Source organism: Cyclobacterium plantarum (genome assembly GCF_011290685.1).
GTDB classification, from domain to species: Bacteria; Bacteroidota; Bacteroidia; order Cytophagales; family Cyclobacteriaceae; genus Cyclobacterium; species Cyclobacterium plantarum.
In genome coordinates, this window is record NZ_JAANYN010000005.1 from 210,065 (window position 1) to 235,325 (window position 25,261).

General features: G+C 42.9%; 20 protein-coding genes. 11 read left to right on the forward strand and 9 right to left on the reverse strand.

Features of this window, described 5'->3' with window-relative positions; translation table 11 throughout:
* Window positions 1–8: 8 nt before the first annotated feature.
* From G9Q97_RS13280 to G9Q97_RS13295, 4 genes are all read left to right on the forward strand, one after another.
* Window positions 9–767 (forward strand): ThuA domain-containing protein, encoded by a 759-nt coding sequence (locus G9Q97_RS13280; RefSeq protein WP_166147604.1) that lies wholly within the window; start codon window positions 9–11, stop codon window positions 765–767.
* 170 nt (window positions 768–937) lie between these two features.
* Window positions 938–2,053, forward strand: a complete 1,116-nt coding sequence (locus tag G9Q97_RS13285) for a Gfo/Idh/MocA family protein (RefSeq protein ID WP_166147606.1) — start codon at window positions 938–940, stop codon at window positions 2,051–2,053.
* A gap of 96 nt (window positions 2,054–2,149) precedes the next feature.
* Window positions 2,150–3,232: a glycoside hydrolase family 43 protein gene (locus tag G9Q97_RS13290; protein WP_222851988.1), complete on the forward strand. Its 1,083-nt coding sequence runs from the start codon at window positions 2,150–2,152 to the stop codon at window positions 3,230–3,232.
* Between the two features lie 27 nt (window positions 3,233–3,259).
* Window positions 3,260–4,834 carry a glycoside hydrolase family 43 protein gene (locus G9Q97_RS13295; protein WP_166147608.1) on the forward strand — a complete coding sequence of 525 codons (1,575 nt, stop codon included), beginning with the start codon at window positions 3,260–3,262 and terminating at the stop codon, window positions 4,832–4,834.
* Between the two features lie 427 nt (window positions 4,835–5,261).
* Here the strand turns inward: G9Q97_RS13295 and G9Q97_RS13300 are convergent, their stop codons facing one another.
* Together G9Q97_RS13300 and G9Q97_RS13305 are read right to left on the reverse strand one after the other, a co-directional pair.
* On the reverse strand, window positions 5,262–9,851 hold the full coding sequence (locus tag G9Q97_RS13300) for a malectin domain-containing carbohydrate-binding protein (RefSeq protein WP_166147609.1): 4,590 nt from the start codon (window positions 9,849–9,851) through the stop codon (window positions 5,262–5,264).
* Between the two features lie 494 nt (window positions 9,852–10,345).
* Window positions 10,346–11,137, reverse strand: a complete 792-nt coding sequence (locus G9Q97_RS13305) for an MOSC domain-containing protein (RefSeq protein ID WP_166147611.1) — start codon at window positions 11,135–11,137, stop codon at window positions 10,346–10,348.
* Between the two features lie 194 nt (window positions 11,138–11,331).
* On the opposite strand from G9Q97_RS13305, the gene dnaK reads away from it, so the two are divergent.
* The 3 genes from dnaK to G9Q97_RS13320 all read left to right on the forward strand — a co-directional run bounded on the left by dnaK (window position 11,332) and on the right by G9Q97_RS13320 (window position 14,945).
* Complete coding sequence (gene dnaK, locus G9Q97_RS13310; RefSeq protein ID WP_166147613.1) at window positions 11,332–13,269, forward strand: molecular chaperone DnaK; 1,938 nt, start codon at window positions 11,332–11,334, stop codon at window positions 13,267–13,269.
* A 113-nt stretch (window positions 13,270–13,382) separates the two neighbouring features.
* Window positions 13,383–13,757: a co-chaperone GroES gene (locus G9Q97_RS13315; protein ID WP_166147615.1), complete on the forward strand. Its 375-nt coding sequence runs from the start codon at window positions 13,383–13,385 to the stop codon at window positions 13,755–13,757.
* A gap of 426 nt (window positions 13,758–14,183) precedes the next feature.
* Window positions 14,184–14,945 (forward strand): DUF6733 family protein, encoded by a 762-nt coding sequence (locus G9Q97_RS13320; protein ID WP_166147617.1) that lies wholly within the window; start codon window positions 14,184–14,186, stop codon window positions 14,943–14,945.
* Between the two features lie 1,335 nt (window positions 14,946–16,280).
* Here the strand turns inward: G9Q97_RS13320 and G9Q97_RS13325 are convergent.
* The 4 genes from G9Q97_RS13325 to rocD all read right to left on the reverse strand — a co-directional run bounded on the left by G9Q97_RS13325 (window position 16,281) and on the right by rocD (window position 21,066).
* The gene (locus tag G9Q97_RS13325; RefSeq protein WP_166147619.1) at window positions 16,281–17,579 is read right to left on the reverse strand and encodes an ammonium transporter; all 1,299 of its coding nucleotides are present in this window, start codon (window positions 17,577–17,579) and stop codon (window positions 16,281–16,283) included.
* A gap of 496 nt (window positions 17,580–18,075) precedes the next feature.
* Window positions 18,076–19,044: a porphobilinogen synthase gene (gene hemB / locus G9Q97_RS13330; RefSeq protein ID WP_166147621.1), complete on the reverse strand. Its 969-nt coding sequence runs from the start codon at window positions 19,042–19,044 to the stop codon at window positions 18,076–18,078.
* Window positions 19,045–19,120: 76 nt separating this feature from the next.
* On the reverse strand, window positions 19,121–19,777 hold the full coding sequence (locus tag G9Q97_RS13335; protein WP_166147623.1) for an HAD family hydrolase: 657 nt from the start codon (window positions 19,775–19,777) through the stop codon (window positions 19,121–19,123).
* Window positions 19,774–21,066 carry an ornithine--oxo-acid transaminase gene (gene rocD / locus G9Q97_RS13340; RefSeq protein ID WP_317168760.1) on the reverse strand — a complete coding sequence of 431 codons (1,293 nt, stop codon included), beginning with the start codon at window positions 21,064–21,066 and terminating at the stop codon, window positions 19,774–19,776. The genes G9Q97_RS13335 and rocD overlap by 4 nt, the downstream gene beginning before the upstream one ends.
* Before the next feature lie 218 nt (window positions 21,067–21,284).
* Here rocD and rpmB point away from each other — a divergent pair, with 218 nt between their 5' ends.
* The 4 genes from rpmB to ftsY all read left to right on the forward strand — a co-directional run bounded on the left by rpmB (window position 21,285) and on the right by ftsY (window position 22,980).
* Complete coding sequence (gene rpmB, locus G9Q97_RS13345; RefSeq protein ID WP_073095464.1) at window positions 21,285–21,527, forward strand: 50S ribosomal protein L28; 243 nt, start codon at window positions 21,285–21,287, stop codon at window positions 21,525–21,527.
* A gap of 36 nt (window positions 21,528–21,563) precedes the next feature.
* On the forward strand, window positions 21,564–21,746 hold the full coding sequence (gene rpmG / locus G9Q97_RS13350) for a 50S ribosomal protein L33 (protein WP_163380267.1): 183 nt from the start codon (window positions 21,564–21,566) through the stop codon (window positions 21,744–21,746).
* A 33-nt stretch (window positions 21,747–21,779) separates the two neighbouring features.
* Window positions 21,780–21,932, forward strand: a complete 153-nt coding sequence (locus tag G9Q97_RS13355; RefSeq protein ID WP_162341906.1) for a DUF4295 domain-containing protein — start codon at window positions 21,780–21,782, stop codon at window positions 21,930–21,932.
* 91 nt (window positions 21,933–22,023) lie between these two features.
* Window positions 22,024–22,980: a signal recognition particle-docking protein FtsY gene (gene ftsY / locus G9Q97_RS13360; RefSeq protein WP_166147624.1), complete on the forward strand. Its 957-nt coding sequence runs from the start codon at window positions 22,024–22,026 to the stop codon at window positions 22,978–22,980.
* A 323-nt stretch (window positions 22,981–23,303) separates the two neighbouring features.
* On the opposite strand, the gene G9Q97_RS13365 is transcribed toward ftsY, so the two are convergent.
* The 3 genes from G9Q97_RS13365 to G9Q97_RS13375 form a co-directional block, all read right to left on the reverse strand.
* Window positions 23,304–24,446 carry an alpha/beta hydrolase gene (locus tag G9Q97_RS13365; RefSeq protein ID WP_166147626.1) on the reverse strand — a complete coding sequence of 381 codons (1,143 nt, stop codon included), beginning with the start codon at window positions 24,444–24,446 and terminating at the stop codon, window positions 23,304–23,306.
* Between the two features lie 119 nt (window positions 24,447–24,565).
* Window positions 24,566–24,817 carry a HepT-like ribonuclease domain-containing protein gene (locus tag G9Q97_RS13370; protein WP_222851989.1) on the reverse strand — a complete coding sequence of 84 codons (252 nt, stop codon included), beginning with the start codon at window positions 24,815–24,817 and terminating at the stop codon, window positions 24,566–24,568.
* On the reverse strand, window positions 24,807–25,136 hold the full coding sequence (locus G9Q97_RS13375; RefSeq protein WP_222851990.1) for a nucleotidyltransferase family protein: 330 nt from the start codon (window positions 25,134–25,136) through the stop codon (window positions 24,807–24,809). Before G9Q97_RS13375 ends, G9Q97_RS13370 begins: the two co-directional genes overlap by 11 nt.
* Window positions 25,137–25,261 lie beyond the last annotated feature (125 nt).

A 25,261-nucleotide genomic window follows, 5' to 3' on the forward strand; every position in this document is an offset into this window, starting at 1 on the left:
AGGATAAAATGAAAAGAATCCCAAAATTTACCAAAACCATACCCTTGCTATTGCTGACATGGCTTTGCATTTTTCCTGGCAATGGCCGGGCAAATGGATGCTTACCTGCATCCTCAAATCCGCCAGCTGATCCGATCCGGGTACTTCTGCTGGGAGGTGGTGCATCCCACGATTTCGATACCTGGTACAAAAATGCAGATGTGGAAACACTGGAAAAGGGGGGCTTTGCAGAAGTAACCTACACCGATGACCCGGAGTCCATTTTGGATTTGTTGGCCGATATGGATGTGTTGTACCTGAGCAATAATCAGCCTATTGCAGATCCAGCAACAAGAAAAGCCATTTTCGATTTTGCGGCTTCCGGCAAAGGATTAATTCTTGGTCATGCCGCACTTTGGTACAATTGGGAGGATTGGCCGGAATACAATATCCATTTGGCCAGTGGAGGATCCCGGGGTCATGACCGCTTTGGAGCTTTTGATGTAACGGTTTTAGACAAAAACCATCCGGTAACGGAAGGCCTTCCTCCAACTTTTAACTTAAAAGACGAACTGTATTATTTTAAGGTAGATCCGGACGGACCGGGAATCAAAGTATTGGCAGAGGCAAGTACCAGTGAAACTGGTCCCTTCCCTTCCCTATTTGTGATCAAGCATCCAGACACCAGGATCGTGGGCATTGCTTTAGGACATGATGGTGCATCCCATAATCTGGATACCTATCAGAAGTTGCTGAGAAATGCCGTGAGTTGGGTTGCCGGAAAGTAAAAGCGTAAATATTTCACCAATATCGCTTTTTTAAAATGGGATTGCCCCAAAAAGGGAAAACAAGTAGAAGGGAAAAAATTATTACGTTGTGGTGAATTTGTTATTCCAGCCGCTTGATACCTTTCTTTTTAAAATTGCGATTTTTTGTTTAACCAAAAAGCACCATTATAATGAGTCAAAAACAAATTACAGTAGTCATCGTGGGCATGGGTTTCGGTAAGGAATTTATTCCGATTTACCAAAGTCATCCCAATATCAAGGCAGTGGGTATATGTACCCGAAACCAAAAAACCCTGGATGAATTGGCAGCAAAGTTCCATTTGGACAAGAACCTTTGTTTTACAGATTTCAATGAGGTACCCAAAAGGGATGACGTGGATGCCATCCATGTGGTAACCCCTGTTCCCGAACATGCCAGGATGACCCTGGCATCTCTAAATGCCAATAAACATACCGCTTGTACCATTCCCATGGCAATGACGGTGGAAGACTGTAAGGCGATAGTGGAGGCCAAAAGGAAAGCCAATAAGGTTTATATGATGATGGAAACAGCCCTTTACACCAGGGAGTTTTTATATGGGTTGAACCTGGCAGAGACGGGGCAGTTGGGACGCATACAATTTGTGAGAGGCTCCCATATTCAGGACATGAGTATGGAAGGCTGGGCAGCATATTGGAAGGGTTTCCCGCCCATGCTCAACGGTACCCATGCTATCTCACCCCTGCTTCGTATCAATAACACTACTGCCGAAACGGTGGTTTGTCATGGCTCCGGCAGGTTGTCCGAAGACCTTGCCAGCCGATACGGCTCGCCTTTTGCGGTGGAAACCGCTACTTTCACATTGAAGAACTCTGATGTCATTGCAGAAGCTACCCGGTCCTTATTTGATGTGGTAAGGCAATACAGGGAATCCTATGATGTGTATGGTACCAAAATGTCTTTTGAATGGGAGCAATTGGAAGATGAAAAACATGTTATTTTTGATGGTGGGGAAAATGCGGAGCGCATAGACGTTCCTGATACCGATGAGCTGCTGATTGAACCGATAAAGCATTTTACCAAGCGTGAAAAAATAGATGACCCCAATCATGTGTCCTTTTTACAGGGAGCAGGACATGGAGGCTCACACCCCCATTTGGTGCAGGAGTTTGTGGCAGCCATTGTGGAAGGAAGGGATTCCGCTGTAGATGCCGTAACCGCCGCCAACTATACCTGTGCAGGGATATGTGCGCACGAATCAGCTATGAACAATGGCAAAAGAATTCGTATTCCAGACTTCAAATAATTGGAGATGCTACCTGCTGCAGGGCAAAAATCAGAAACGTTAAATTATGTGAAGGGAAGTTTTCACTTTCTTAAAAAGACTGAAAAATAGTGCCCCATGATTGTATCCAATAAAGTTTTATTAGGCAAGTCAAGTCCAATAAATGCATCAAAATGGATTAGGGCGATTGCTACGGCCATTTTGGCTTTCGTATTTAGCTGTACCGGATTTTCTCAGGGGGCCACATTTACAAATCCCATTCGCAATGGTGCAGATCCATGGGTTTTCCAAAAAGGAGAAGATTATTATTACTGTGCCTCCTCAGGTGGAGGAATTGCGGTTTCCAGGTCTTCAAAACTTACCGACCATGGTGCCTTACAAAAAGTATGGGATGCACCTGACAAAGGATGGAATTCTGCCAATATCTGGGCTCCTGAATTACATTTTATTGCAGGCCATTGGTACATTTATTATGCTGCCGGGAAAAAATCAGGGGGACCATTCATTCACCAGAGATCAGGAGTGTTGAAATCCAAGGGGGATGATCCTTTTGGCCCCTATGAAGATATGGGTATGTTGTACACTGGAGATGATATGTCTGATCCAGGATCGGTAAAATGGGCCATTGACCTGACTCCCTTTGAACACAGGGGGCAACTTTATGCCACCTGGTCAGGCTGGGAAGAAAACAGGGACACAGACCGGACCCCACAACACCTTTATATGGCCAAAATGAGTGATCCTGCCACCATCAGCAGCAACCGGGTGAAAATTTCTTCTCCTGAAGAAAGCTGGGAAACCGGCGGTGTTCTGGACTTGAATGAGGGACCTCAGGTTTTGAAGCATGGAGATCAGACATTTATCATTTACTCAACCAGGGAATCCTGGCTAAAAGAATACCGGCTGGGTCAGTTGAAATTAAAAGCCGCAAATGCAGACCCCATGATAGCAGGGAATTGGGTAAAAAGTGGACCAGTGTTTTTGGGGAACGACACAGTTCATGGAGTAGGGCATTGCAGTTTCGCCAAATCTCCCGATGGATCCGAAGATTGGATACTCTATCATTCCAAAAAGGGAACGGATCCGGGATGGGATCGGGATATCCGTTTGCAGCCTTTCCATTGGCATGCTGATGGCAGCCCGGATTTTGGTGCTCCCGTACCCGCAGATACTCCTTTGCCTGTACCCTCAGGAGAATAAAAATTTAAAAAATTGCAGATAACCCTTATGAGAAAACTTATTTATCCCTTTGTGTCTTTGCTAATTGTATCAGCATGTCAGCAAAAATCAGGAAACGAGCATAATGAAACCGATGTAAAGCCCTCATCTATTTCCATCACCAACCCGGTTTTACCCGGTGACCGACCGGATCCTACTGTCATTCAGGTCGGAGAGGAATTTTATGCTTCCACTACCTCCAATGAATGGGCACCTTTATTTCCCATTTATAAGTCTTCGGACCTGCAGGAATGGGAATTGGTCAATTATGTGTTCCCTGATGGTGCACCGGAGTGGGCAAAAAATAACTTCTGGGCTCCTGAGCTTTCCTACGATGAAGCGCAGGGAAAAATATATGCCTACTATACGGCAAGGGACAAGAGCAGCAACAGGCTGAGTGTGGCAGTGGCCAGCTCCAGTTCTCCTACGGGCCTATTTGAAGATCATGGCCCATTGGTAGCCCAGGAGTTTGGCTCTATAGATGCCTACGAGGTCCGGGATGATAGTGGTAAAATCTATGTTTTATGGAAGGAGGACGGGAACAGCAAAGGCCTGCCTACTCCCATTTGGGCCCAGGAAATTAATGAACAGCGGACCCGTTTGATGGGGAAGCCTGTGGAGCTTTTCAGGAACGACCAGCCCTGGGAAAAAAACCTGGTGGAAGGGGTGAGTGTATTTAAAGAAAATGGATTTTTCTATGCTACCTATTCTGCGGGTGCCTGCTGCGACAAGGAATGCAATTACCAGACGGGGGTAGCCAGATCGAAAAATTTATTGGGTCCCTGGGAAAAATATGGTGGCAACCCCATATTGGCAGACAATGATGACTGGCACTGTGCCGGGCATGGGACGGTTTTAAAAAACGGCGCTGATTATTTCATGCTTTACCATGCGTATAATGAGGAAGGCTCAGTATATGTTGGCAGGGAAGGCGTTTTAGAAAAGCTTACATGGACGGAAGATCAATGGCCGGTATTTGAAAATGAGGCTACCTATAGCAGGGAAAAGGGAATGATTGACTTCAAAGATACATTTGAGGATGGATTGGATCCGCTATGGCAATGGAGGGTAACTCAGAATATCAAATTTGAGACAGGTGACAATGGGCTATTGCTAAAGGCATCTGAGGAAAATGAAAATATGGGAAGTCTATTGGTTCAAAGTACCAAATCCACAAATTATGATTTGGAAAGTACCATCAATATGGATCGGTCAGACGCAAAAGGGGGTGTTTTGCTGGTGGGTGCAGCCAACAATGGTTTTGGTGCCCCAATCGCAGGAATTGGGATTGCCGCAAGCAAGAATGGGTTGGAGCTTTTTGAGATGAGAGATCAAAAAGAAACCATCCTGCAACAGAAGCGAGTGGTTTTAAAGGGGAAAATTGCAGTAAGGATGGAAGTAGCTCAAGGCTATCTTTTGAGTTTTGCCTATAAAACCGAAAACGGAACCTGGGAATCTTTTGACCATGTGGCGGACGCCAGCCACCTGGTACCCTGGGGCATGGGATTTAGGATAGGCATGTTTGCAAAAGGTGCAGAAAGCCGGACCGTAAATTTTATCCAAACTCGTATTGCAAACCATTGATGTATGCATTTTTCAAATAAGGACCGCATCTTCATTTGAAATCATTATTAACCTGAGATCGACTGAATTTCGTTAAAAATCCGTGGGAATCTCTAGCCAAACGAGACTGCCACACCCTTTCCCAGCTCCTAAACCCAAGAGAATGGGTTCGCAGTGACGATTCGATTGGTTTTTACCGACGATCTTAATTCGAACTCAGTTTATCAATGAGCGGAACTCCTATTATCAATTTTGATAACAAATGGCAGATTATCATGCAGATAGGCGTTTAGTTAGATGATAGGTTATTAAATAAAACCCGGCTCGCCACCTGGCTGTTTTTTATAAAAAAATCGGAGATTAAAAAGAAACTTGTGTCCAATTAAAACAAAAAATCCGGGCTGATCATCAACCCGGATTTTTTTTGCTTTGTTTTAATAGCCTGTGCCTAATCCACAATCAGCTTGATTTTCTTGATCCAATCTCTTCCGTTGGATACGGTCAGGACATAAACACCAGATTGTATTCCTTCAAGAGGGATGGTATAGGTGCCAAATCCATCACTTGCAGTTTTGGGGTCGATGCTTTTGACCAGGGCCCCTGAAGTGCTTTGCAGGTAAATTTCACTGATTACAACATCTCTACCCAGGGTAAGCGAGGTTTGGTGTGATGCTGGATTGGGATAAACCTTGGTTTCAGTAAGTTTTGTCGCTTCGGTTGACTGGATGTCAAGGATCTGATTTTGTTCTTCGGTTGCCAATCTCAGGTTAGAGGCGTACGCTCCTCCTTCAGGGATCACAGCTATACCCGACAAGGTTGCATTATCCGTGACAGCGGCCAAGGAAATATCCAGGATACCATCAGTAACTTCAATGGATCTGAAAGTCAGCGTGGTTGGATTGTTGTTGTTTTCCTTGTAGATATCAAAATTGGATTTTACCCTTTTGTCTTCAATATAAATATTGAATACCCTGTTGCCGGATCTGGCTGCTGGCCCAAATGATCCAAACCAAAGTTCGTTGTGGTAAGTAACAACGGTATAGGTCCCGTTTTCTACAGGAATGCTGTAATGAAGGTTACTTGAATACCTTTCGGTAAGGAACATTTCAGAACCGCCAACTGAATAATTGAAATTGACTTTTGAGGTTCCCGGATAACTTGTATTTCTGTCTCCTACATAGGTTTGATTATTGTGTTCGGCCGCCTCGTAAGTTCCTGCATTTAAGAAAATGGCTGCTTGATTTGGCTTTGTTACTCCTGGTTTGGTGCTGCCACCAGAAGCTTTGGCAATTAATAAACCGGAGATGGTAGCATTATCTTTGCTGGCATTTAAGTCCAGGTTCAGCGCACCATCGGTAACTTCAATATTGTCAAATGTAAGCACAACTGGAGAATTTCCTTTTTCTGCATAAATATCAAAATTGTCTTTCTTCAGTTCACCTTCTATAGAAATATCAAATACCCTGTTTCCCGCAGCTGCCTTTGGTCCAAAAGATCCGAACCACAATTCTTTGTGATAGGTTTTCACCTGGTAGGTTCCATTTTCCAAAGGAATACGTATGTTCATGTTTTTGGCATACCTTTCGGTCTGAAACAGGGGCTCACCGACTACACTTCGGTTAGTATTAGCTGATGGGCTGGTGAAATAGCTTGTTTTGTAATCGGACACAAAAGTTTTTCCATCATAGGAGACATCTTCTCTGCTTCCTGTATTGATTATCAGATAATCTGAATATGTGATCATTTCTTTATTTTCCGTTGGAGGCACCACATCGGAAAGGTCCGAAGGAATGTTGATTGGTTTTTCACTGACCACGATACCGGAAATAGAAGCATTGTCTACTGATGCGGATAAATACAAATTCAGATTTCCATCAGATACTTTTACCCCCTCAAAGGTCAAAACCATTGGATTGTTGTTGTTTTCCTTATATAAATCAAAATCTCTCTTCAGGGTATTGTTTTCTATAGCAATATTAAAAACCCGTTGACCAGTCTTACTGGAGGGGCCTTCTTTTCCAAACCATAGTTCATTGTGAAAGGTATACACATAATAGGTGCCGTTAGGTACCGGGATATTGTAACCAAGAGTCGGTCCATACCTTTCAGACTGAAAAAGGGCGTAGGAACTTGCATTTATTGCTTCATATTCTTTGGAGGTGGTATAAAATTGGTTGTTTTGGTTTTCACCAGAGAATCTAAGGCCACTCAATTCTGCATCTTCATTACTTCCTGCGTTAATAAAAAAGTTGGTCACAGGTTGGGCAGAAGAAGTAGTTGCATTTATTTTTAATGCAACCGGAGAAGAGGATGCCTTCTGACCATTATCAGCGGTGGCTACTGCGGATATTTCATAAGACCCGGAAGTTGGGTTTTTCCAGGCAAAGGTATAAGGAGGGGATGAAATCGAGCCAAGTTTATTTGACCCGTTGTAAAAATCAACCTGGGCAATTTCACCACCGGATATGGATGCATCCGCTTCGATCATTATGGTCTCCCCTTGCTTGGCACTGAAATTGGATTCAGGTTTGGTCAATTTGACTTCGGGGCTTGCCAATACTTTTTCGATGATTCCGCTACCCGTTTTCAGCAATAAGATTGAAGAATAAGGTTCTATGTTCAGGGTTTGTGAAAGATATTGGTTGAGCAGTCCCACGAATCCACCCACAGTAGAAAAGCTTTGTTTTTGTCTGCTTGGATTTTTTTCGAAAAGGACTTTATCTTCTGGTTTGGTGACATTGGCCTCTACCTCGTAAAATTCCAGATTATCCATCCACAAAACCCCGCTTTCACTGGTTTCGATTTCCATTACCAGACGGGATTCGTCCATGTCAGCCAGAGCTTGAATTAAAATCTCTTTTTCGCCCTTTTGCCAATTGATGCCAACTTTGTGCTTATGGGACAGGTGAAACCATGGTGAGCTTCCCTGTCTAAGGTAGAAAGAGACAGGTATGGTTTTGTCTGCCACACCAGTGAATTTTAGCAAGTAGTACTTTCCTTTTTTAAGCTGTCCGGTCCTTAATGTTGACTGACTTTTTCCTTTGGTGCTGATTTTTAACGAGCCTCCATCTAATTTTCCGCTATCCCATGAGTTGGTACAGTCCGAACAACTAATCAAATTCACATCCCTGTCAAACGTTCCGTTTGCATAGCGGTTGGAACCAACCTTTTTGGTCACCTTGTACAGGTTTTCCATTGGCTTGGTTGTTTTGGAGTTCCAGTCATTGTTGAAGGCACGTTGCCATCCTGATAAATCAAAAAACTTTCGGGCTTCGTTGCTTGAATTTGCATTGTACCTCACCCTGAACCTAAAATTATCTGAAAAAGGAGCTGAATATTGATTGTTGTTAAACCTGGCCAATTTTGCTACATCATTATAAATGGAATGTACGTACACGAAATTCTGAGACGCATCCTTCGCCAACAATTTATTGTTTTCGATTAGCGTATTCGAAAGTGCGTTTCCCATATGGTCATTTCGTAGGAAAATCAGGTTTTCCGAATCGTAAACGGTATTATTGATCACTCGAATATTATCAGTATTGTGCAGGTAAATACCTTTTGTAGCCATGTGGCCCACGGTGTTACCTGATACTTCTACGTCCGTTACATTGTCATCCAGATAGATCCCCTCTGCCTGGGGTTTGCTTACAAAGTTTTCAATGGTGGTGCCTTCTTTTACGCCGAGACCATTTAAAATAATATTGTTGGTAATCTTTCTGTTTTTGAATCTGGTATTTCTGTGTTGGTAGGTATAAATTCCACCTCCATCGTTTTTAGTATAGCAAAAACCGTCAATAAGGTTGTACCTCACCTGGGTATCATTTCCGCCGAAACGAATGCCGATATAGCCAGTTTTTTTGATTTCATTGTATTCGATGAGGTTGTTATCTCCATCAGTGAAAATTGCCAGACCTACATTGTCACCACTTCTTCCATGCCCGGGAAATAAATAGGTGCTTTTAATCCTGTTTCCGCGAATAATCGCACTTTGGGAGTTTCTTATATTCATTCCCATATTATTGGAATGGTCGACCTGGGAATTTTCTACCTGTAAGTTTGATACTCCTTCAATAAATAAACCATTTTCCCCGGAGAGATCCATTTTACAGTTTATTATTTTTATATCATTCCCTCCTACAAATTGAAAAGCATTTTGATTAGCTCCTTTAAAATGCAGGTTTTCAAATGTGATATATTTGGCTTGACCGGTTTTGTGAACGATAAAATCAAAGGTACTTGCTTCAAGGTGGGTATTACCCGGATCGCCTCCGAAATACACACGCAATTTTTTATTCGATGGGTTGTAGTACCATTCGCCATAGCGGTCCAGCGTACTGGGGTGATCCTGTATGTAATAGCCATATCCAGCTCTGGGCTCATAAGAGGTGTCTGGATTGGGGGCATAATTCACCGTTTTTCCTGAATGAGAAGTGATCCTGTGCCTGTCAGTTACCCAATATACTTTTCGAATCACTACCTCACCACCGGTCCAATTTGGACTTGAAGATAACTGGTAATCAGAGATGCTGCGGTTTCCTGAATGTGATTCATAAGTAAGGTACCCCTTTTCTGCTGTGTTGGAATTGGGATATCTCCCCATTTCCTGAGGGATATTATTTATCGCTACCATATTTATCTTATGGTTGGGCAACCTGCTGTCTCCAGCTTCATATACGCCGTTTCCTACAGATTGCCAGTTGGACAGCCTGACAAGGGAAGTAATAACAGGATCCGGCCCGGAACCATAAGCCCCGAATGTTACCGGAGAACCAGCTGTTCCGGAAGTATTGATCAATATGGAACCGTAAAACACGTCTCCCCTGCGAAAGAGGACCTTGTCTCCCGGGTTTAAACTGGGGATTATGGCATTTAATTTGTCAATAGATTTCCAGGGACTGTTTGCACTTTGAGCCTGTGACGAACTTCTGGAGTCGTCACCGGTTTCACTTGAGAAGTAATAATTGGCTGCCTGTAAGTTTAAGCCGAATAATAATAAAGTGCAACACAGGATTAGTTTTGATAAAACTGTATTCATTGATATTTAATTTGGTTGGTGTCTGTATATGTCTGATTCTTTTTTAATCAAAATCATCCCGACCTTTGCCCGTATAAAATGGACATACTACTTCACTTCAGTTTGAAATATTACATCAAACCCTGTTAAAAATCTCCCCTGCTAATTGTAATTATTTACTTTTGAAACTAAGCTACTTGGTAGTTAATTGGGTAATTAAGTCGATTGCTTTTAGTTCCAAACATTTAAATTTCATGCCAAATGTAAGCAAAGTTTTCATTTCGTTTCCCACCGGATTAAGTCCTTGTGTATTTAAATTACACAAAAACAGGTTTAAGAAATTTTGAATATAATTTTCAGCATCTAATATTAATAAAAATGTATTTAAAATACTATTAATGAGTGAATAAAAAATAAACTTTGATATTTTTTCGCAGCGTTGATTGCAAAATATTCATAATAAAAAAGGAAAGTACCCCCAATGTGTATAAATGTTACACAATTATTGAAGAGTTTTATAAATATATGCTGTCCCCTATGGCTATTTTCCCGCTGTTCAGGGCGATGAGGTTTTGCCCAAAAAGAATCTTTTTCCCACTTTTTCTATATTGGGACAGGGTATACAAGGGCTCTTTTCCTTTTTTGCCGGAGTCCTGGTCTATGGTGGTCATGATGCATCGGGCGCAGGGTTTTGTGTTTTTGAATGTTACTCCCCCTATTTCAAACCGATCCCAGCCATCTTCAGCGAATGCAGGCCCGCCGGAAAAAACAATGTTGGGACGGAATCTATTCATAGGTACAGGCTTATCCAACCTGCTATTGAGATCATCCAGGGAAGATTGGCCGATAATCAGGAATGGCATGCTGTCAGCAAAACTAACATGCTCCCTGTTAACCTGATACTTTTCCTTAACCCACCGCTTCTCATTCATTCCCATTTTTACCAGTTGACAATCTATGTGCAGGAGATCCGAAAACCATTCATCCGCATTTTGTCCTGCTAAGGAGGCTTCTATCTGGTCCTCCCATATGGTAACTTTCTTCTTCTTTCCTGAATTCACTGAAAAAGGTAAGCGAAACATAGTGTTTTTATGCAGCTTGTGGCTCAGCAACAGGTGATCTTTTTTTAATTTGACCTGAAAAAGAGACATCTCCGGGTGGGTTCTCTGGCTTAAAAATTTCCCTTGCCTGTCCACCAGCATCCATTGTCTGTCATATTGTAAGCCACAAATCTCTACCAGGCTTTCGGTTAACGAAATGGCAGGCAGGGATTTGATTGGGTAAATGTTAATTGATGTGACTTGCATGATTTCCTATTGGGATGTTTAGATGGGATATTTGCTTCAAAGGTTGGAAATTAAGTAAAAATGCTGACATATCTAATCGGAAAACTGTCATGTATTATGACAATGTGGCATTAAATTATTCATTCATTCACTTGGCACATTGGTTGTTGTTCAAGTTTTGTAATCAAAACGAAAACGACAAAATAAATATAATTATGGGAAAAATTATTGGTATAGACTTGGGTACGACCAACTCTTGCGTTGCGGTAATGGAAGGTAGTGAGCCCGTGGTCATTCAAAACAGTGAAGGCAGAAGGACAACGCCTTCAATTGTGGCATTTTTGGACAACGGAAATGGAGAGAGAAAAGTAGGAGATCCTGCAAAAAGGCAGGCCATTACCAATCCTGCAAATACCATATCCTCTGTAAAAAGATTTATGGGGAAGAAATTCTCTGAAATTTCTGAAGAAAGAAAGCATGCCTCTTACAAGGTAGATCAGGGACCTAATGATACAGTAGCCATAAAAATAGGTGACAGGTCTTATACTCCTCAGGAGCTATCAGCCATGATTCTTCAAAAAATGAAGTCTACGGCTGAAGATTTTCTGGGTCAGGAAGTGACGGAAGCGGTAATCACCGTTCCGGCCTATTTTAATGATTCCGAGCGGCAGGCCACTAAAGAAGCTGGTCAGATCGCAGGATTGGATGTGAAAAGAATTATCAATGAGCCTACTGCCGCTGCGCTGGCCTACGGGCTGGATAAGAAAAACAAGGACATGAAGATTGCCGTCTATGACCTTGGCGGTGGTACTTTCGACATTTCTGTTTTGGAATTGGGTGATGGCGTGTTTGAAGTAAAATCTACCAATGGTGATGTGCATCTGGGAGGAGATGATTTTGACCAGGTAATTATCAATTGGTTGGCTGATGAGTTTAAGGCAGAAGAGGATATTGACTTAAGGAAAGATCCCATGGCGCTGCAAAGATTGAAAGAAGCAGCAGAAAAAGCCAAAATTGAGCTTTCAAGTTCTTCCAATACAGAAATCAACCTGCCTTACATTACAGCAACCCAATCCGGTCCCAAACACCTGGTAAGAAACCTCTCCAGGTCCAAGTTTGAGCAACTTTCGGATGATTTGGTCAGAAGATCAATGGATCCTGTTAGAAAAGCCATTGCTGACTCGGGTTTGTCTCCTTCCGAAATTGATGAGGTAATCCTGGTAGGAGGCTCTACCAGAATTCCAAAAATCCAGGAAGAGGTAGAAAAGTTCTTTGGCAAGAAACCATCAAAAGGTGTCAACCCGGATGAAGTAGTAGCGATAGGTGCAGCCATTCAAGGTGGAGTACTGACTGGTGAGGTGAAGGATGTATTGCTTTTGGACGTTACGCCATTGTCTCTGGGTATCGAGACCATGGGAGGGGTTTTTACCAAACTCATAGAGTCCAATACTACCATCCCAACTAAAAAGTCAGAGGTGTTTTCCACAGCGGCGGACAATCAGCCTGCAGTGGATATCCATGTGCTTCAGGGAGAAAGGTCCATGGCCAAGGACAACAGGGCCATTGGCAGGTTCCAGTTGACCGATATCCCTCCGGCTCCAAGAGGTGTACCGCAAATCGAAGTAACCTTTGATATTGATGCCAATGGTATCCTGAATGTATCTGCCAAGGATAAGGGTACCGGAAAAGAGCAGAAAATTAAGATTGAAGCTTCTTCAGGACTTTCTCAGGAAGAGATTGACAGGATGAAGAAAGAAGCAGAAGCCAATGCGGCAACTGATAAGGTGGAAAAGGAAAAGATTGATAAGATCAATCAGGCAGACAGCTTGATTTTCCAAACTGAAAAACAGTTGAAAGAATTTGGGGACAAGCTTTCTGAAGGAAACAAAACCGCCGTTAACGGTGCGTTGGAAAAATTGAAAGCAGCCCACCAGAGCCAGGACCTTGCTGCCATTGATGCAGGCATGGAAGCCCTGAATACTGCCTGGAGTGCAGCTTCTCAGGAAATGTACAATGCAACCCAGGGTGCTGAAGGTGCTGCCGGACAAGGCGATCCTACCGGAGGAGCAGCTGATGGAGCCAGCGGTGCAGCATCCGGAGATGGCGTTTCTGATGTAGATTATGAGGAAGTGAATGAGGAAGATAAGAAGTAATATTCAGAATATTCCTGTTAAATTAAATTGAAATAATGGCGTCTTCACCTGGTGGGGATGCCATTATTTTTGACAGCAAAAACAAGGCACCTTAATAAGAAATGACAAAAAGTATGCAATTGACATCTGAAAATAGATTAAAGAAATTGATCATCGTTGGGGATCGCTTGCTGATCAAACTAAAGAAACAAGACCAGAAAACTTCCAGCGGGCTTTACCTGCCCCCGGGTGTTCGGGAAAAAGAAAAAGTGCAGCAGGGCTATATTATTAAGGCCGGTCCCGGATATCCCATTCCTTTACCCGTGGAAGATGAAGAGCCCTGGAAGGATCATGGGGAAAACGTGAAGTACATTCCATTGCAGGCCAAAGAGGGCGATCTGGCTGTTTTTCTGATGAACGGGGCCTTTGAAGTCATTTATGAAGGAGAGAAATACTACATTGTTCCTCAAAATGCGATTTTAATGTTGGAACGGGAGGAGGATTTGTAATAGTTAATCACAATTCTCTTATTTATTAGCCACAGTGGGTGCTCCTGCTGTGGCTTTTTGTTTTTATGCCCTCAATGATTTTATTAAAGGTTTATTAAAAACAATGTAATAAAATAATAAAAATTTTATAAAATCTAGTATTTACAGTTTTTAATTTTGTTTAAAATCAATATTACTCCTTAAATATAATATATTTTTAAATTAATGAATTCTTTAATTATTTAAACACATATAATAAAAAGACTTTAAAATTCTTAAATTGTGTAATAGAATCAATAAACGGTAAAAAATTTAACCAAAAATAAATTAATTTTTGCAAAATTGATAATTATAGGGTAATATTGAATCTGAAAATAACCCCTAGTTATTTTAAAATTAAATTTTGAATTAGTTGTAGTTTAAAAATTAACCTTAATTATCAAAATCATGAGAAAATTTAACATTCCAACTTTAATGAAAAGCTTTATTGCGCTTGCATTGTTTTTTGTATTTGCGGTAGGGACTGCATCAGCACAAGACGAAACAGATGAGAAATTTAGTTATACGATCACGGTAAACTCGGATCAGTTTTTTGGTTTTTATCCGTTCTTCGCTGGATCATATGCGGTAAGTGAGACATCTGCCTTTACCTTTTATGGTATTTTGTGGTCTGGCGGTACAGGTGGTAACCAAGGTTCTGGCGGTGGCTGGGGCAACTGGACAGAATTTGGTGTGGGATATAGCTTCGATGCCGCAGATGGTTTGAGTATCAATCCGCAAATAGGTGTAACCGGAGGAAACCTACTCTCTTCAGGAACGGCAGGCCCCGGAGTCTTTGGTGATGGTTTGGTGCCCAACCTTACCATTGGATTGGATAAAGCCAAAACTGAGGGAGAAATCTATTTTGGCTTGTATTCTCCATTGAGGGATCTGGCACCAGAAGGAGGTACTACTCTGGCTTATATTCACTATTGGGCTAACTTCGGTGTGAAGGCTTCTGACTTCTTTTCCCTTGGACTGCATTACGAACATCTGATCAATTCGGGAGGATCAAATGTGTCCGAATCTACTGATGTATACCAGTGGTTTGGTCCTTACATTCAGTTTTCTGATCCCAATGGAAAAGCATTTGCAAGGTTATCTGCTGGCGGTGATCTGGTGGAAGGGAATGATTCCTTTTTCAAAGTTACCACAGGCCTTAGCTTCTAAGACCTATACAAATATTGTATGATAGAAGGAGACTGTCTGGCAGTCTCCTTTTTTTGTTATGCGATTGGGTTGCCTTGGCCAGCGAGTACCTTACTTTTCAAAAGATTGTATGTAATGCAGGTCTCCGTTTTAGGAGTCCTGTTTTTTGAACGCTGAAGGAGAGGCTTCGTTTTTTTTTAGGTTAAGTAGTTCCCGTTTTGGTATGGGAATAAAACAAGCAGATCAGGAAAATCCACATTTTTTTTAGATAAAGGACAGACACGTCGGCTTGGTGAATGCGTATTACTACATACTGCCACAGGTTCCGATACGATTTTTGCCATTTGACTGAATATACGTCTGCACCCTACCGATGACGTGTTTATTAAATCACTGTAAATCAATGTATTGAAAAAAAACAATATCACCCTGATTTATGTAATTTCTAAATGCTAAGCCTACCTGCGAAGTAATTGAATCAGTTGTTTTTATTAAGAAGAAACCCTAAAAAATCTGTAAAATAAAGAGGGAATAGGTTTTAAAACAAAAAGAGCGCTGGCCAGACAAAAAACGAGCCTGTCCTGACGGTAGTCAGTGGCCTGTCCCGATTTTTTTCGGGAGGGTGCGGGAGGATTGCGGGGGGAAGGATTTTTTTGTCTTGATTTTTTGGTTCTTTAGCATCAAGGCAAAAGAACAGAGAATTAAAGGAATAATAGTTGATTTCAAGGCATAATCCTCATACAACGAACACCTCTATCATTGCAAAAAACCCATCGTCATCCCTATTTCTGCGTTTTTTAAAATTTTAGGTCTACCGATGACGTATTTGTTAAATTGCTGAAAATCTACATAATAAAAACCAACATCGTCATCACGATTTCAACGTTTCTAAATGTTAGGTCTCGCAGTGACGATAGGACCCGCTGTGGTGAAAACTAACCTTTTCTCTAAACGCAGGGGTCAGGATGATGCAAAGGTTTTACGATACATTTATTTACAACTATTTAGTAAATGATTTATCAGTAGCCTTGCGAGGGATTTATTTTCAGAAATTCCCCCGAACGCTGCCTGGGGCAAACAATAAAAAAAATTACACCTGGAAATAAATTTTTTTTTGGACGAGTCAGTCGGAGCAGACCCTTTCCTCATAAATTGGAGTTCGCCAGAAATGAGATTTGGATTGATTTTAAGGTGCTTTTCTTTGTCTGGCCGAAACCCACTGCAAGGGCAGGGGTAAGTCTCCGCAATTGATATTATTCATTACCCTGGCGGAATATTAAAACCCCTGCCCATTAAAAGATAAAACCTTTCTATGGGCAAGAGTTGTTTTTCTAGCTAGATATCAAATCATTTGATTTATTCGTCATAGACAATCGTGTATCCTCTGATGCCATGTTCATGGCTATCCAATCCTGATTTTTCATGTTCTTCGGATACCCTTATGCCTACGGTCTTCTTCAGGACAAAAAATAAGGTCAGGGCAGAAAGGAAGGCAACAGCACCGCAAATCAGGACGCCAATTAATTGGGTAATAAAGGAGTGTTCCGGATTGGTGGAGAAGATGCCTACGGCAAGGGTGCCCCACACCCCACAAGTCAGGTGAACAGAAACTGCGCCTACCACATCGTCCAATTTCATTTTGTCTAAAAATATGGCAGAGATCACGACCAGAATACCGGCTACAAAACCAATTAGCAAGGCAAATATAGGGTTAATGACATCTGCTCCTGCTGTTATTCCCACCAGGCCAGCAAGAATTCCGTTTAGAACCATTCCCAGGTCAAGTCTTTTAAAGGCAATGTAAGCAGCAAAAAAGCCTCCCAAACCACCTGCGCAGGCAGCCAATGATGTGGTAACCAATACAAAGGATACCAAACCAGGATCAGCGGAAAGCACAGAGCCTCCATTAAAGCCAAACCAGCCTAACCATAGTAGGAATACGCCAATTACTGCCAAAGGGACACTGGACCCGGGTTTTTCGATAGTCTTTCCGTTTACATATTTGCCGATTCTCGGGCCGACCATGATTACCCCTGCCAGGGCACCCCATCCTCCGACTGAGTGTACCAGAGTGGATCCGGCAAAATCATAAAAGCCCATGGCATCCAGGGCACCACCGCCCCATTTCCAGCTTCCTATTATGGGGTATACCAAACCTACGAAAACAACGGTAAACATGAGATATGCCCATAGTTTTACCCTTTCTGCGATGGCGCCGGATACAATGGTGGCAGCTGTAGCAGCAAACATGGCCTGAAATAAGAAGTCTGTCCAGTAAGTGTAATTTCCGCCCGCATAGGCAACGGTAACATCCGCATCGGCAGGGCTAAACCAGAACATGCTCCATCCGGAACTGTCAAAGCCAAGCCAGCCGGGTACCTCAAATCCGGGATACATCAGGAAAAAGCCCGTTAAGCCGTAGGTGACAATGCCCAGGATGGGTGTGACTGTGTTTTTAAAAAGTATATTAACCGTGTTTTTGGCCTGGCCAAATCCAGCCTCTACCCCGGCAAAGCCAAGGTGCATGATAAATACCAATGCTGTTGCCAGCATCATCCAAACGTTGTTTGTTGTAAGCAGATTTTGTGCTATTGCATCCGCTAAATCCACTCCATCCGTACTTACCTGGGTTATCGGTGAGACAATGTTTTTCATAGTAACCTATTTTTTAGGGTTAGGGTAAGAAATTTCATTCTAAATCAAGCGTACAGATCAAATTTAATCAATAATGAGTTAATAAAATAACCTATAATAAAAATATAACGGTTTAAAAGATATACTTAGGGTTTATAATAGCTTAATTTTATATGAAAATTGTATAATATGGTATTTTAAAATAAAAAATAATCGAAATTAAATTCAATGGATACTATGGAAAATATTCTATTTTATAGAATAAAAAATATGTTTTAAGATTTAATATAGTGTATTAAATCTTAAAAAGACTATAAATAAGATTAATAAAATTTTTAGTGTGGGTTAATTCTTAGACCTATCAAATTTTTAAAGTAGGATTTTTTTAACAAAAAATATATTTTATGAATAAGGCAAAAAAAACTAATAAAAAATTTACTTTCTGTAACGAATGGGTGTTTTTTATAGATATATTACTGGTAATAGGTTTTTAAATTACGAAAAAATCAAACCATTGTTAGGATTCGTATAACGCGACTTCCTTGGCAAAGTAGGTCAAAATGATCTTGGCTCCCGCCCTTTTGATGCTGAGCAGGGATTCCAGCATGGCCCTCTCTCCGTCCAGCCAGCCATTTGCGGCCGAAGCCTTAATCATGGCATATTCCCCACTCACATTATAGGCAGCAATAGGAATTGGAAATTGCTGGTGCAGCAGTTGAATGATGTCCAGATAGGCCAAAGCAGGCTTGACCATTAAAAAATCTGCCCCTTCCTCCATGTCCAGCTGACCCTCAATCAGTGCTTCCCGGCTGTTGGCCGGGTCCATCTGATAAGTTTTTTTATCTCCTGATTTGGGAGCAGAATCCAGGGCATCGCGAAAGGGATTGTAGAAGGCACTGGCGTATTTGGCCGTGTAAGACATGATGGAAACCTCTTTGAAGCCATTTTCATCCAGCAGTTTGCGCAGATAGCCCACCCGGCCATCCATCATGTCGGAGGGGCCGATGATATCCGCTCCGGCCCTGGCCTGAGCCAAAGTCATTTTGCCCAGAATCTCCAGGGTTTCGTCATTCAATATTTTACCGTTTTCTACCAGGCCATCATGCCCGTCGGAGTTATAGGGATCCATGGCCACATCTGTCATGATGCAGGCCTGGGGGAAGGTTTGCTTGATTTTCCGCAGGGCCTTTAAATAAAAGGTGTCTTCCCGGTAACTTTCTGTAGCAAATCGGTCTTTCTTGTCTTCCGGGTAGGCCGGGAAAATATCAAAAGCGTTTATGCCCAGACTCAGGCAGTCATCGATTTCTTCCAGCATCAGATCCAGAGAATAGCGGTAGATACCCGGCATGGATTTTACTTCTACCTTCTGATTGACACCATCGATCAGAAAAAGCGGAAAAATAAAGTCTTTCACTGAAAGCCTGGTTTCTTCTACAAGGGAACGAATGGCTGCGGATTTCCTGTTTCTTCTGGGTCTTCTGTTCATAATCGATATAACTTCTTTGCTGACAAAGGTAAGGGATTTGCCCGCCTATTGGGGCATACCCACTGCATAAAATGACTCAGGTTAGCAGGTCTGCAATTATCCGGGCATTCACTTCATGGAAATCCTCGATATACAGATTACATGGGGGCAATTCTTCTTTGCTATGAGAAGAAAGCACACCGATAACCTGCATGCCGGCGTTGCGGGCAGCGGAAACCCCACTGAAGGAATCTTCAAAAACCAGACAGTTTTCGGGTTTCATTCCCATGTTTCTGGCGGATGTCAGGTAAACCTCCGGATCGGGTTTGTGCTTTTTTACATGTTCACTGGCCAATATAGATTCCATTTTTGGCCCAAAGCCAAGCGTTCCCATGATCAGTTCCAGGTTGGCAGCCGGTGCAGAAGTGGCTACTCCGGTGCGGAAGCCGCTTGTTTTTAAATCATCCAAAAAAGGAAGGAAACCAGGAATAGTTTCTACTTTCGAGGCATATATTTGCCTGAATAGCCCTTCTTTTTCGTTTTCCAACGCCGAAAATTCTTCACCTTCAAAATCCCTGCCTAAGAAATGGCTGAAGATGTATTTATTGCTTTTGCCATACATGTGTTGTGCAAACTCTTCCTCTGTAGGGCTTAACCCTCTTTTGCCAAAAAACACCCGGAAGGCTTCCGAGTGGTAGGGATTGGTATGGCAGATCACCCCATCCATATCAAAGATAACAGCTTGTTTTTTCATGCTTTTACAGCAGGTTTTTCAAAGGCCAGAATGGTTTTTTCTATGATATCGCAGCAGCTGTGCAACTCTTCCATGGTCATGACCAATGGGGGGGCAAAGCGGATGATATTGCCATGGGTGGGTTTGGCCAGCAGTCCATTGTCTTTTAATGCCAGGCAAATATCCCAGGCAGTAGAACCATCACTGCTGTCATTGATCACTACGGCGTTCAACAGTCCGCGGCCCCTTACCAGCTTCACCAATGGAGATTTTTCAGCCAGCTGTTGCATCCGTTCCCTGAAAATTTTACCGAGAGCTCTGGCATTTTGAGCCAGTTTTTCATCCCTTACCACCTCCAGTGCTGTCATGGCTATTTTGGCTCCCAAAGGATTTCCACCAAAAGTGGAGCCATGTTGGCCCGGGTGAATGACATCCATGATGGTCTCGTTGGCCAAAACAGCTGATACCGGAAAGAAGCCTCCGGAAAGTGCCTTGCCCAGGATCAGGATATCCGGTTCCACATAGGTCTCCTGCTTTTCACAATGCCCCTCACAGCTGCAGTCACCACAAACGGCCAGCAATGAACCTGTTCGGGCTATACCGGTTTGTATTTCATCTGCCAGCAATAAGGTGTTGTATTCCAGACATAGTTTTTTCGCCTCCTTCATATAGTCCGCATCCGGGGTATTGACGCCGGCTTCTCCCTGTATGGGCTCGATGAGAAAGCCCACCGTGTCGGGATTATTGGCCAGTGCCGCTTTCAGTGCCGTCAGGTCATTGTAGGGTATCCGGATAAATCCCGGAGTGTAGGGGCCAAAGTTTTTGCGGGCGTTTTCGTCATTGGAAAAGGAAATCACTGTAGTGGTACGGCCGTGAAAGTTGTCCTCTGCCACGATGATTTTCGCCTGCTGCTCGGAAACTCCTTTTTTCTCATAGCCCCATTTTCTGGCAATTTTAATGGCGGTCTCTACGGCTTCCACACCTGTATTCATGGGCAGTACCTTATCGAAGCCAAAGTATTCGGTGATGTATTTCTCATAAGGCCCCAGCACATCATTATAAAATGCCCGGGATGTGAGGGTAAGGGTACCGGCCTGCTCGATCAGGGCCTCCTTTATTCTTGGATGGCAGTGGCCCTGGTTGACGGCCGAATAGGCGGAAAGGAAATCAAAGTATTTTTTCCCTTCCACATCCCAAAGGTAAACGCCCTCACCCTTGCTAAGGACTACGGGTAGGGGGTGATAATTGTGAGCGCCGTATTTGCTTTCCAGCTGTATGGCTTCCTGGCTTGAACTGATCTCCTGCATCATGGATCTCCTTATTATAATCAATAGTATTGTAAATTAGGAGCTTTTGGCTCCAAGGGGCAAATATAAGAAAAGGCTGCTGTAATCATGGCCCAAAACCAAAAAGTTGGCAAGCAGGGATTTATTAAATATTTATAGGGCCTGCTTTTGTTATTTAATGAATTCTTCCGATATTTGCAAACCCAATTGAAAAAAGTCAATCATTACTGTATACATATATCATGGCAAAAATTTGTGACATTACCGGAAAAAGGCCTCAGGTAGGCAATAACGTATCTCACGCCAACAATAAAACCAAGCGTAGATTTTACCCCAACCTGCACAAGAAGAGCTTTTATATTCCCGAAGAAGATGCCTGGATTACTTTGAAAGTTTCCTCCTCTGCTTTGAGGACCATCAATAAAAAAGGAATCAGCGCCGTACTGAAAGATGCGCAGAAAAAAGGGGACATCGTTATCAAATAAGATTTACCTCAACACCACTATAAATTACAAAACGAAATGGCTAAGAAAGGTAACAGAGTTCAGGTGATTCTGGAATGCACGGAGCACAAACAAAGCGGCATGGCCGGCACTTCCCGTTACATCACCACCAAGAACAGAAAAAACACCACCGAGCGCTTGGAATTGAAAAAATTCAATCCCATATTGAAAAAAGTGACGGTTCATAAGGAAATCAAATAAGAAATTTTCCCTCAGGGATAAAACAATACAATCATGGCTAAGAAAGTAGTTGCAACACTGAAAAAAGAAGGCGGCGTATCGTATGCCAAAGTGATCAAAGCTGTCCGTTCAGAAAAGACCGGTGCCTATACCTTCAAGGAAGAAATGGTGCCCAGCCCTTTGGTTCAGGAGACCCTTAAAAAATAAAGGAGTATCCCCATCTTAAAGCATTTATACATCCCTTTCGGTTCTTATCGAAAGGGATTTTTGCGTATATTCGGGCCTTAGAGTAAAAATTATGGGAGTATTTGGTTTTTTTTCCAGCGAGAAAAAAGAAAGTTTAGATAAAGGACTGGAGAAGTCCAGCAAAAATCTCTTTTCCAAGTTAGGGAAAGCCATAGTAGGCAAGTCCAAAGTGGATGATGATATCCTGGATGAATTGGAAGAGATCCTGATCACCTCAGATGTAGGTGTGGATACCACGATCAAGATCATCCGGCGCATCGAAGCGCGGGTGGAGCGGGAGAAATACATCAACACTTCCGAGCTGGATCTTTTGTTGCGGGAAGAAGTGGCGGGATTGCTGGAGGAGAACAACACCCTTGATCTGGACGATTTTGATCTTCCAGAAGGAAAAAAGCCCTATGTGATCATGGTGGTGGGCGTAAACGGGGTGGGCAAGACCACCACCATAGGAAAACTCGCCCACCAATTCAAGCAGGCCGGAAAGTCAGTGGTGCTGGGGGCGGCCGACACCTTCCGGGCGGCTGCTGTGGACCAGCTCATCCTTTGGGGAGAGCGGGTGGATGTGCCGGTTATCTCTCATGGCATGAACACCGACCCTGCTTCGGTAGCCTTTGATACGGTAAAAAAGGCCGTGGAAATGAAGGCCGATGTGGTGATTGTGGATACGGCCGGTCGGCTGCATACCAAGGTCAACCTGATGAACGAACTGACCAAGATCAAGCGGGTGATGCAGAAATTTATCCCCGAGGCACCCCATGAGATCTTGCTGGTATTGGATGGCTCTACCGGACAGAATGCCTTTATACAGGCCAAAGAATTTACCAAAGCCACCGAAATCAGTGCCCTGGCCATCACCAAGCTGGATGGGACGGCCAAAGGAGGCGTGGTCATCGGCATTTCGGATCAATTCAAGATTCCGGTAAAGTACATCGGAGTGGGAGAGAAGATGACCGATTTGCAGGTCTTTGACCGAAGGGAATTTGTGGATTCCTTGTTTAAGAAGAAGTGAGGTTAGGGAAACTAAAAAAACCTTCTAGGTCCGAAAGACCTCAAAGGTTATAGATATTGACCTTTGGGTTTTCCCCAACCCCGAAGGTCTTTTCTGGAACGTGTACGAAAGAAACCTTCGAGGTCTCAAAGACCTCAAAGGTTATGGATATTGACCTTTGGGGTTTTCCGAACCCCGAAGGTCTTTCCTGGAACGTGTACGTTTAAAACCTTCGAGGTCTCAAAGACCTCAAAGGTTTGACTACATTGACCTTTGGGGTTTTCCGAACCCCGAAGGTCTTTTCTGGAACGTTTACGAAAGAAACCATCGAGGTCTTAAAGACCTCAAAAGTTATACCTATCCCTTTTATCATAAAGCAGCCCGGCTTCCCGAAGGGATTGGTAAACGCCGATTTTTTCCTGATTATCCTCAAGTAAAAAGGAGCGGATAAGCTCCCCCTGCAATCCGGTAGCCCTCAATTTCCCCAAAGCATGTCCATCCCGTAGCAGCATAAGGCTGGACTGGGGGTAGAACTCCGCCAATACATCGTAACAATACCTGGATAGCAGTTTGTCATGGACAGCGCCCACGATCAGTACCTTTCCTTCGTACAGCCTGCCTTTGTCGTAATCCACTCCATGCACCGAAAAAGAAGCTTGCTCCAATTCCTTCCAGATGGGCTGGCTTTCCTGTTTCATCCAGGCTGCCGCAATGGAAGGAGGCTGATCGTTCAGCCGGTTTGCCACCAAATTATAACTGTGCTCAAACAGCCGTACTTTTAGTGCCACATCATCTTCCCTATTTTCCCATAGGCCCGGCACCAAAAATCCCCATTGTAAAAAGGCATAGAAAGGAAAATCATCGGTATCACCCGTATCCGGACAAAGCCTTTCGGCATATGCATGCCATAAATAGCCGAACCAAAACCGGTTGGCCTGCGCTTCCGGGCAGGGGGCCGGGTCCCGGAAGTTCAGGTTTTTTTGAAGGTCAAGAAGTAGGGGGTTAAAGGAAATCAGGGAACTGACTTTTTCGGGATACAGGCTCAGGTAATAATGCAGGTAGGCGGCAGCACCGGAAAAGCCCACCAAATGCACCGGCTGATCTCCGGGTAAGGCTTTCCGGACCCTTTCCAGGTCCCGGACATGCTGGTCCACGTTCGGTAGCTGGTAGGCTTTGGACCAGTCCGTTTGCCCGCTGATATGGATGGTTGTCAGCAGGACTTCGGACTGATGGCGCCCTTTGATTTGCACCAGGTTAAATTCATCCGCCAGATCCCGGAGATCCATACTTTGCTGAAAATAGTTGTCCAGTGGATCATCCAGAAGCAGAATGGTTTCCTTTTGGTCCTGATAGGGTTGGGAAAGGGTGTAGCTGATGGTTATTTGCTTGCCGCGGGGCTCCCGGTGGTCCAGGGGCACGGATAGGGTTTCCGTCAGAACAGGGGGAAAAAGGTAAAAGTTGGTTAGTATCAGGAATAATCCGGTCAAATTGGCCTATCAATAAATTTCATTTACAATTAACTCAATCCTGTAAATATTTTTGAATTTCTTCTTGCAGTTTTGGTAGGTGGTTCACCACAATTCCCCAGATTATCACATCGTCAACTTTAATCATATCCATGTATTACCCAATTCCTAGTATCGACTATTCTTTTTGCATTCTCAATTTGCAAGTCTGGGTCTTGCTTCAATGCTCTGTTTATTGCTTCACCAATAATTTCTATTTCTCTTTCTATAGCTCTACGTAAAAGCTTGTTGTTCAAATATTCTGTAAAGTCAAGGTCATTGCCCAAATAGTCAAAAATTGAGTTTATGGAAACATTCACGTCATAAAGATTTTTTTTTATTTCATGCTTCATAAATCAGGACTTTATTCTTGTTTACACTTTCAATAAAGTAGGGATTTGATAAGGAACGTTCGGTAATTATATCTATTTCCCGATTGAAAAGATTTCTCAATGCATATTGCAATTGGAAATAATTCTCAGAATATTCTTCAGGTGATATTTTGTCGTCAAATGATATCAAGAAGTCAATATCACTATTCCCTCTCAACTTATCTGAAGCCACGGCAGAGCCAAAGGCATAAAGTCTTTTGATTTTTAGTCTTTCGCAGATATTCTTAAGCTCTTCTTTTCGTTGCTCAATTAATGCGTGCATTTTATTGTTTTTATTCAAATCTAATCAATTTTCCGCAATTACCTGCAGGTAAAAACTTGGCGATAACTACCTGGTTAAAGCCAATAACCTAACCGTTCTCTCATAATGGCTGTCAACTTCGCAACCACCTCGCTGTCCTTCAA

Coding starts and splice junctions, on each gene's coding strand:
- hemB (WP_166147621.1), bottom strand. CDS start 19,044: ATGAACAGAAGACCCAGAAGAAACAGGAAATCCGCAGCCATTCGTTCC.
- G9Q97_RS13285 (WP_166147606.1), top strand. CDS start 938: ATGAGTCAAAAACAAATTACAGTAGTCATCGTGGGCATGGGTTTCGGT.
- G9Q97_RS13305 (WP_166147611.1), bottom strand. CDS start 11,137: ATGCAAGTCACATCAATTAACATTTACCCAATCAAATCCCTGCCTGCC.
- G9Q97_RS13355 (WP_162341906.1), top strand. CDS start 21,780: ATGGCTAAGAAAGTAGTTGCAACACTGAAAAAAGAAGGCGGCGTATCG.
- G9Q97_RS13280 (WP_166147604.1), top strand. CDS start 9: ATGAAAAGAATCCCAAAATTTACCAAAACCATACCCTTGCTATTGCTG.
- dnaK (WP_166147613.1), top strand. CDS start 11,332: ATGGGAAAAATTATTGGTATAGACTTGGGTACGACCAACTCTTGCGTT.
- rpmB (WP_073095464.1), top strand. CDS start 21,285: ATGGCAAAAATTTGTGACATTACCGGAAAAAGGCCTCAGGTAGGCAAT.
- G9Q97_RS13300 (WP_166147609.1), bottom strand. CDS start 9,851: ATGAATACAGTTTTATCAAAACTAATCCTGTGTTGCACTTTATTATTA.
- ftsY (WP_166147624.1), top strand. CDS start 22,024: ATGGGAGTATTTGGTTTTTTTTCCAGCGAGAAAAAAGAAAGTTTAGAT.
- G9Q97_RS13370 (WP_222851989.1), bottom strand. CDS start 24,817: ATGAAGCATGAAATAAAAAAAAATCTTTATGACGTGAATGTTTCCATA.
- rpmG (WP_163380267.1), top strand. CDS start 21,564: ATGGCTAAGAAAGGTAACAGAGTTCAGGTGATTCTGGAATGCACGGAG.
- rocD (WP_317168760.1), bottom strand. CDS start 21,066: ATGATGCAGGAGATCAGTTCAAGCCAGGAAGCCATACAGCTGGAAAGC.
- G9Q97_RS13315 (WP_166147615.1), top strand. CDS start 13,383: ATGCAATTGACATCTGAAAATAGATTAAAGAAATTGATCATCGTTGGG.
- G9Q97_RS13295 (WP_166147608.1), top strand. CDS start 3,260: ATGAGAAAACTTATTTATCCCTTTGTGTCTTTGCTAATTGTATCAGCA.
- G9Q97_RS13335 (WP_166147623.1), bottom strand. CDS start 19,777: ATGAAAAAACAAGCTGTTATCTTTGATATGGATGGGGTGATCTGCCAT.
- G9Q97_RS13325 (WP_166147619.1), bottom strand. CDS start 17,579: ATGAAAAACATTGTCTCACCGATAACCCAGGTAAGTACGGATGGAGTG.
- G9Q97_RS13290 (WP_222851988.1), top strand. CDS start 2,150: ATGATTGTATCCAATAAAGTTTTATTAGGCAAGTCAAGTCCAATAAAT.
- G9Q97_RS13320 (WP_166147617.1), top strand. CDS start 14,184: ATGAGAAAATTTAACATTCCAACTTTAATGAAAAGCTTTATTGCGCTT.